This window comes from Anabaena sp. 54, from assembly GCF_017355725.1.
GTDB lineage: Bacteria > Cyanobacteriota > Cyanobacteriia > Cyanobacteriales > Nostocaceae > Dolichospermum > Dolichospermum heterosporum.
Window position 1 is genome coordinate 299,921 of the sequence record NZ_JAAVWA010000004.1, and the last position, 7,118, is coordinate 307,038.

The following is a 7,118-nucleotide window of genomic DNA, read 5'->3' on the forward strand; positions in this document are numbered from 1 at the left end:
TATGGTATGGTTTAATCGTAACTGTTCACACTCCCCCCTATCTTTAACGAGAGATCAAGGGTTTAGAGGATGTTTGAAAACTTTTTCGTGTGGGATCTGACACCCGCAGATCCCCCTAAATCCCCCTTAAAAAGGGGGACTTTGAGGAATTTAGCCCCCCTTTGTAAGGGGGGTTGGGGGGATCTCGATTAATTCTGATACTTTTCAAACATCCTCTTAGATAATTTTAGAGGGCGGGAGTGAATAACTACGTTCCCTCGTAAATAAAAATAGGAAAAATTAATGAATAAGAGATGCTTACGACAAGCCAAGCTACGACTATTTATCTTAGGATTCAGTTTAATAACTTTGACTGCTAATGAATTATCAGTATTAGCCCAGACTCGACAGCCCACAAATACAGAACTAAGAAAATTACGTCAAGAACTTCAGCAACATATTATTAGATTAACTAAAAACAATACTGTAGGCACTGGACATCTTCAAGATAGCCGTACTCAAGTAGAAAAGAACACAAGAGAATCCTTTGTACGTGCTTGGTCAAAGACAGAACCAGAATTAGCACCTTTCTTTGGTTTGTGGGTGGGATACGAAAATATTAGTCATATCTATCCATCAAATAGTAAGGGTCGTGTTTGTGTTGTTGAAACAGCTGAAGGTTCTGGTCGTTTAACTACTGGTGTTTTCTCTAATGGAGTTATAAAAACCAATATTGGAGAAGTGCTATTCAAAGAAGGAAATTATTATTTAGGATCAGCATTGCTCAAAAATGGCAGATTTGTCAGCAATAATAGTGAGATTCCTTTACGTAGTCCCAGACCTGTTGAATCACTAAGTGGATTACTTGAAAATATATTTGAAGCATCAGAAAAAAATCAAATTTCTCAACAATTTAAAGCTGCTGGTTGTACTTCTAGTACCGTGCGGAGTAAGTAATTTTTTTGCATTACTATATCACGCATATCCCTACTTGTACATACCCTGCAAACTCTCGAAAGTGGGGGGAGAGTGAAAAACTACCAGAAATCTCTATGTTGCTTTCCTGTTCCCTCTCCTCAATATGAAATTTATTTTGTCGGACTACTTGTAAGCTGTTAGACCGTCAGGAGATAGCGTTGACGGTTTTTTTGTGAGAACTAAGATTTCATAATTTTTTTGAGTAGTTCAGGAATTTGAACGGGACTGTTAGCAACGGGAATTTTTGCGGCTTCAAAAGCAGCCAATTTACTTTCTACTGTACCAAAAGTTGCAGAACGTCCAATTACAGTTGCTAAAGTCCCTGTTTGTTGCCAATTTCGCGCTGGTGGTGCGTGTCTACCGGCAATATAGGCAATTACAGGTTTGTCAATTGCTTCTGTAATATATTGTGCTGCTGCTTCTTCGCTTCCCCCACCAGGTTGTCCGATTAAAACAATCGCTTCTGTGGTGTCGTCTTCATCGAGAATTTGTAACCATTGGAGGAATGAAGAGCCAACAATAGCATCACTACCAATACTGACACTAATTGATTGTCCTAAACCCGCTTTTGTTAATTCCCAGGCGACTTCGTAGGTGAGGGTACTACTACGACTAACAATACCCACAGAACCAGGAATATAAAATTCGCTAGGTTGAATACCCAGGAGAATTTTCCCCGGAACGATGATTCCTGGACTATTAGGTCCAATAATCAAAGTCTCACAAGCTTCTGTTTTGCGAAGAAGTTGTACCATGTCCAGTGGTGGAACGCCAGCGGTAGTAATGATAATTTGGGGGATATTAGAGGCGATCGCTTCTAATGCTGCATCCAAAACTTGATAAGGTTGAACACAAATAATTGTGGTGTCAATCTGTCCAAATTTGGCAACAACCTCCTCTACTAAATCAAATACTGGTAGATTATATATTTTTTGTCCACCATAACCAGGCTTGACACCAGCTACTAAATTTGTGCCATAAGCTTGCATTTGAGCAATATGGGTTGCGGAAATAAATTCACAAAATCCCTGAATTAAAACTTTACTTTCTGGTGTTAGGTTCATAGTTTGTCAGTTGTCAGTAGTAATTGGTAATTGGTAATTGGTAATTGGTAATTGGTAAAAATATGGACTCCTGCCTCTTACCTTTTTTTTACTACCGGAGTCTTTGCTAAACGAACTGCTTCCTTGACGGCTTCATCTAAATTTTCTACAACTATTAGCAATTGATCAGCGGTTTTCAGTGCGGCTAACTTTTCTCTGACATGATTGAATTCAGAACCAGCTAAACGGAGGATTAACCAGGGTAAATTCAATGGTTGCTGACTTTTATTCCCATTGGCGGCTGACACCCCAGATGTGATTTGGCTTCTGTTTGAATGGAGAAATTGGCTAATAATTTCTGGGAGTTGGTCAACTTGCGGAATAGTCCCCAAAAAGTTGACTAAAATAACTTGAGTATTCTGATCATTTACTAAATTTGTCAAACTACTAATCAGGCGATCGCTAAAAGTAGTCTGTGTTGTATCACTCATGAAAGTATGGCGCAAATTGACACATTTACCAGGATGACCATGAGCATTAACAACCTCATCCAATGTTGTTAAAACAGAACCTTTACCATTGCCTATTATGCAGATTTTACCCTGCATTTCTATCCCATCCCACCTACTCAACAAACCGTTATTTTTTTTATTACCATGAAGAAGACCAACCATCTTGGTAGCCATATCGGCTATTTCAGGATGACGGTTAATAGCCTGTTTATTAACCGTAACCTTACCATTCAAAGCCATCACTTGACCCGCAGAGTTCACACCCAGGGGATGAATCTCCACCAAATCCAAATCCTTTTGGACAAATAACTGGTACAGTTTCTCCACAATATCACTCACAGTCTGCATCAACGCCCCCTGTAAGCCCATTTTTAAAGCCAGTCGTCTAGCATAAAATGGAGAAAATTCCTGTTGCACCACAACGTGCTGAATTTTTTCTCCCGCTGTCTCCCAGTCAATATTTGCTTCTGTGCAACCCAATAAAACGGGACGACACAGCGCAGTATCTAAAACTACAGCTAGATAAAATTCTTCCTGGGCATCATATTTTGATTCTGCCAATAAAACTTCTGGCAGTTGCCCCCAAATTGGTAGATTAAATATATTCTGTGCTGTAGCGATCGCATCAATTGTGGTTTCTACAATCCTGACTCCACCTGCCTTTTCCCTTTCCCCCGCTTGCACCTGAGATTTCAGCACAATCGGGTAACGAATTTTTAACCGTTTTAAATCTGTAGGATGGTCTATTCTTTGAGATGGTAAAACAGGAATCCCAATTTTACCAAACCATTCTTTAACTTGGTACTCTAATAAATCCATTGAGACACACCTTGTATTAACAAGTCTGACGCGCTTTCTCTGATGCTATCCGATATTTTACCCAATACCGAAAATTATAGAATTTGGTTTTGCTGAACTGAAAATTTATTTTGACATTGGATTGTCTAATTTATAATCTAGCTGTATAAAAAAATAGAAGTCTAAATCAATACCCTAGACTGTGTTCTTCGTGACAAATTTAACCTTCTGCTAGAAACTGATTGTATAAGATGTAAAACTAGGATTTGCATCCCATCCCCAATACCTTCGATAATCAAAACTATATAGAAAGAGTGGCGGTAACGCTTTATGAAAGCAACAGTTCAACAAGACGATCTCAAAGTTTTAGGCGATATCTTACAAGAAAGATTAGTTGCCCAAGTGCTTGATAGTAAAGATTTCCAGGTAAAATGCGCTGTCCAAAATGATGAATTGATGATTTTAACTCAACACCCTGCTGAGGTCACTGTTAATACACAGCAAGTTTTTGAGGTGTTAGAACAAGCACTACAATGGCAATTTAGCTACCAAACCCAACGGGTAAGATTTTTCTTGAGAATTTCTGGAGAAAAGCGCCCCTATACTCAACACTTCCTAGATTTTCAGATACCCAGTGAAGATACAGATAGGGAAACTGAATATGGTTTTCAGATCCCTAGTGGAGATGCAGATAGGGAAACTGAATATGGTTTTCAGATCCCTAGTGGAGATGCAGATAGGGAAACGGTGGAAATAGGACATGAGAGAGACACTCTCTTCCTCAATTCTGATCTGCAAACACCATCACCTCCATTTACAGAAACGGAACAAGAACCCATTGCTGATTCATTTTTCTCTAATTCCGCAGAATCTTTTTCAGACTATTCACTGCCAGACTCAAATTTATCTGCGGATGAATCTGAGACAATGGAGGATATTGAAGAAAATTTTGATCCCTTTGCGAATATTCCCGATCAACCCAAAAAAAGACAGTTATCATTATCACTTCCTCCCTTACTGGTTATAATTGGTACGGCTGTAGTAATTGCTATTCTTTCCGGTGGTGGTATTTTCGTTCTCCATCGTGGTTGTGTAATTTCTGAATGTAAAGAATTGCAAACAGCCCAGCAATTTAAAAATGAGTATCAGCAACAGATCAAACGTACCAAATCAGAAAGAGACTTATTAACAGTGCAACAACAACTAGATGGGGTAGTTGCCGATTTGCAAAATATTCCTCAGTGGTCTCCCCGTTATCAAGACTCTCAGCTATTAGTTAATAGTTTTTCTGAACAGTCAACGAAAATCAACCAGGTGCTAAAAGCCTTACAAATGGCATCTTCAGCCCAAAAAGCAACTCAACCCCCTGCTAAGAGTTTAGATGAGTTACGTAATAGACAAAAGTTGTGGAGACAGGCAATCACTTCATTAGAGATAATTAAGCCTAGTAATGAACTCTATGGATTGGTAAAAACTAATTTACCAAGTTATCAAAATACTTTAAAAAGTGTTAATGATCAGTTGCTCAAAGAAGAAACCTGGTTACAGAAAATCGCCAATGCCACAACTCTCGCAGAAGCCGCTACTAAACGTCAAATCACGGCTAAATCTGCTCCTGAATGGCAAAAGGTAGAATCTGATTTCCAGACAGCAATTAGTACCCTCAAAATTATTCCTATAGGTAGTTTAGGATCTGAGGATGCCCGCAAGCTGTTGGCAGAATACCAACCAAAAATTATTGTAGCCCGCGATCGCGCCAAAAAAGAACAATTAGCAGCCACATCCTATCAACAAGCTATTAAAGCCGCTAGTCAAGCCAAAAGCTATGGTAATCAAAATCAATGGCAAAGTGCGGTTAAGTCTTGGGAACAGGCTGTAGAAAGTGCTAAACAGGTGGGTCAAGATACTTTCTATTTCAATCAAGCTAAACCCCTGATTGAAACCTATGCAGCATCTCTGAAACAGGCACAAGAACAATTCCAAATCTATGGTGATTTAACTCAAACCCGTGTTGAACTCAAAAGCACTTGTACAAATACCATTAGAATTTGTACTTTTAGTATTGAGAATCAGAAAATTAGTGTCCGCTTAACTCCTGAGTATGACCGATTATTTCAAGCCAATAATCCACAAATACAAAGTCATTTCCAAAGCTTGAAAGATGCTCTCAAAGCCATTAGTCAAAATGCCCAACTTCCTGTATTCATCTATAATTCCCAAGGACAGGAAAGGTATATGTGGCAACCAGGGTAGGGAGTGGGGGAGTGGGGGGAGTGGGGGGAGTGGGGGAAGTGGGGGGAGTAGGGGAAGTGGGGGGAGTAGGGGAAGTAGGGGAGAAATTTCATTCTTCATTCTTCATTCTTCATTCTTCATTCTTCATTCTTCATTCTTCATTCTTCTGATAGCGCAGCGTGGCGTTAGCCATACTCCTGACTCCTGACTCCTCTTCAGTAATACTTCTGGCGTTGACGATAATTAGCTACAGATTCTACTATACCGATCGCAATAAAGTTAGTCAGCATTGCTGAACGTCCATAACTCATCCAAGGTAGGGGAATCCCCGCCACTGGTGCCAAACCAACTGTCATACCAACATTCACAATCAGTTGAAACACAATCATAGACAAAACACCTATAGCTAAAAGTGAACCGAAGTTATCTTTGGCTGTTTGAGCTACGTGAAGCAAGCGAAAGCAAATCAAGCAAAAAACTGATAGTAAAATTAAGCACCCCACCAGACCAAATTCTTCAGCAACAGCGGAGAAAATAAAATCTGTGTGTTGTTCAGGAACGAAATTGAGTTGAGTCATGGGACCTTTAAACAAACCCCAACCCCAAACTTCACCAGCGCCAATAGCAATGCGAGATTGAATCAGGTGATAACCAGCACCAAGAGGATCATGTTCAGGGTTAATAAATACACTAAGTCGGTTTTTTTGATACTCCTTTAAGATATGATTCCAGGCAAAAATGCCTAATTCGCCACCAAGCAGATTAAGACATAATGATCCAATAGCACCAATACCAAAACGCTTCCAGGGCAGACTAACCCAACCAACTATCCCCATCGCTACTGCCCATATTAAACCCAATATACTCAATGATATTTCTTTAGATAAAACTATGGGTGTTGATAATGGCCAAGATATACTAAATAAGATTGCTGCTATGACCGGAGAAATCATGAGTATTAACCAGCCGGGGTTAGCGTTTGCCCAGTACAGCATTCCTAAAAATATTGCTCCAAATACCAGTGATGTTGCCAAGTCTGGCTGTAAAAATACCAATGCCCAAGGTACAGCCGTAATTGCCAAGACACGGAAAACATTCTCAATAGTAGAAGCAGTTTGCTTATGTAACAACGCAGCTAAGGTAATGATTAGCCCTATTTTGGCAAATTCTGAGGGTTGGACATTAAAACCAGCAATACTAATCCAACGCTGTGCGCCTTTGGCACTAGTACCAGCGAGCATCACAGCTATTAAACTAAAGTTCGTTAGCCCGTAGGTGAACCAATGCCACTGCATTAAGTTTTCATAACGGCAACGAGCTAAAAACAAGGCAATAGTTGAACCAATCGCCGCTATCAGCCAGTGCCACCACCAGTCAGTTACAGGTTGCTTTAATTCTGTACTCAGAATCATTAGCCCCCCGAACATACTAACAGCAACGGGGAGGATAAATAGTAGCCCATCCATTTGTTGCCAGGGTTTAAGCCAGAATTGCCAACGCATTTTCGGGAACGAAGGTTTTAATAACATTGTGTGAGGAGGGAGTTGGGCAGGGGGTAGGGGGCAGGGGGAGTGGG

Annotated in this window: 5 protein-coding genes; 2 read left to right on the top strand and 3 right to left on the bottom strand. The window is 40.1% G+C overall.

The features are described from left to right. Positions 1 to 282 precede the first annotated feature (282 nt). Positions 283 to 936: a hypothetical protein gene (locus HEQ36_RS07570; RefSeq protein ID WP_053540518.1), complete on the top strand. Its 654-nt coding sequence runs from the start codon at positions 283 to 285 to the stop codon at positions 934 to 936. Positions 937 to 1,136: 200 nt separating this feature from the next. Here the strand turns inward: HEQ36_RS07570 and HEQ36_RS07575 are convergent, their stop codons facing one another. Both HEQ36_RS07575 and HEQ36_RS07580 read right to left on the bottom strand, forming a co-directional pair. Continuing rightward, positions 1,137 to 2,021 carry a CoA-binding protein gene (locus HEQ36_RS07575; RefSeq protein ID WP_168634751.1) on the bottom strand — a complete coding sequence of 295 codons (885 nt, stop codon included), beginning with the start codon at positions 2,019 to 2,021 and terminating at the stop codon, positions 1,137 to 1,139. A gap of 77 nt (positions 2,022 to 2,098) precedes the next feature. Further along, positions 2,099 to 3,331 (bottom strand): ATP-grasp domain-containing protein, encoded by a 1,233-nt coding sequence (locus tag HEQ36_RS07580; protein WP_168634750.1) that lies wholly within the window; start codon positions 3,329 to 3,331, stop codon positions 2,099 to 2,101. A 309-nt stretch (positions 3,332 to 3,640) separates the two neighbouring features. Here HEQ36_RS07580 and HEQ36_RS07585 point away from each other — a divergent pair, with 309 nt between their 5' ends. Further along, complete coding sequence (locus HEQ36_RS07585; protein WP_053540520.1) at positions 3,641 to 5,563, top strand: hypothetical protein; 1,923 nt, start codon at positions 3,641 to 3,643, stop codon at positions 5,561 to 5,563. 194 nt (positions 5,564 to 5,757) lie between these two features. Here the strand turns inward: HEQ36_RS07585 and rodA are convergent, their stop codons facing one another. Then, positions 5,758 to 7,071 carry a rod shape-determining protein RodA gene (gene rodA, locus HEQ36_RS07590; protein WP_053538014.1) on the bottom strand — a complete coding sequence of 438 codons (1,314 nt, stop codon included), beginning with the start codon at positions 7,069 to 7,071 and terminating at the stop codon, positions 5,758 to 5,760. Positions 7,072 to 7,118: the final 47 nt, after the last annotated feature.

Bases quoted from the DNA above. Each gene is read 5' to 3' on its own strand.
- HEQ36_RS07570 (WP_053540518.1), top strand. From the start codon at position 283: ATGAATAAGAGATGCTTACGACAAGCCAAGCTACGACTATTTATCTTA.
- rodA (WP_053538014.1), bottom strand. From the start codon at position 7,071: ATGTTATTAAAACCTTCGTTCCCGAAAATGCGTTGGCAATTCTGGCTT.
- HEQ36_RS07575 (WP_168634751.1), bottom strand. From the start codon at position 2,021: ATGAACCTAACACCAGAAAGTAAAGTTTTAATTCAGGGATTTTGTGAA.
- HEQ36_RS07585 (WP_053540520.1), top strand. From the start codon at position 3,641: ATGAAAGCAACAGTTCAACAAGACGATCTCAAAGTTTTAGGCGATATC.
- HEQ36_RS07580 (WP_168634750.1), bottom strand. From the start codon at position 3,331: ATGGATTTATTAGAGTACCAAGTTAAAGAATGGTTTGGTAAAATTGGG.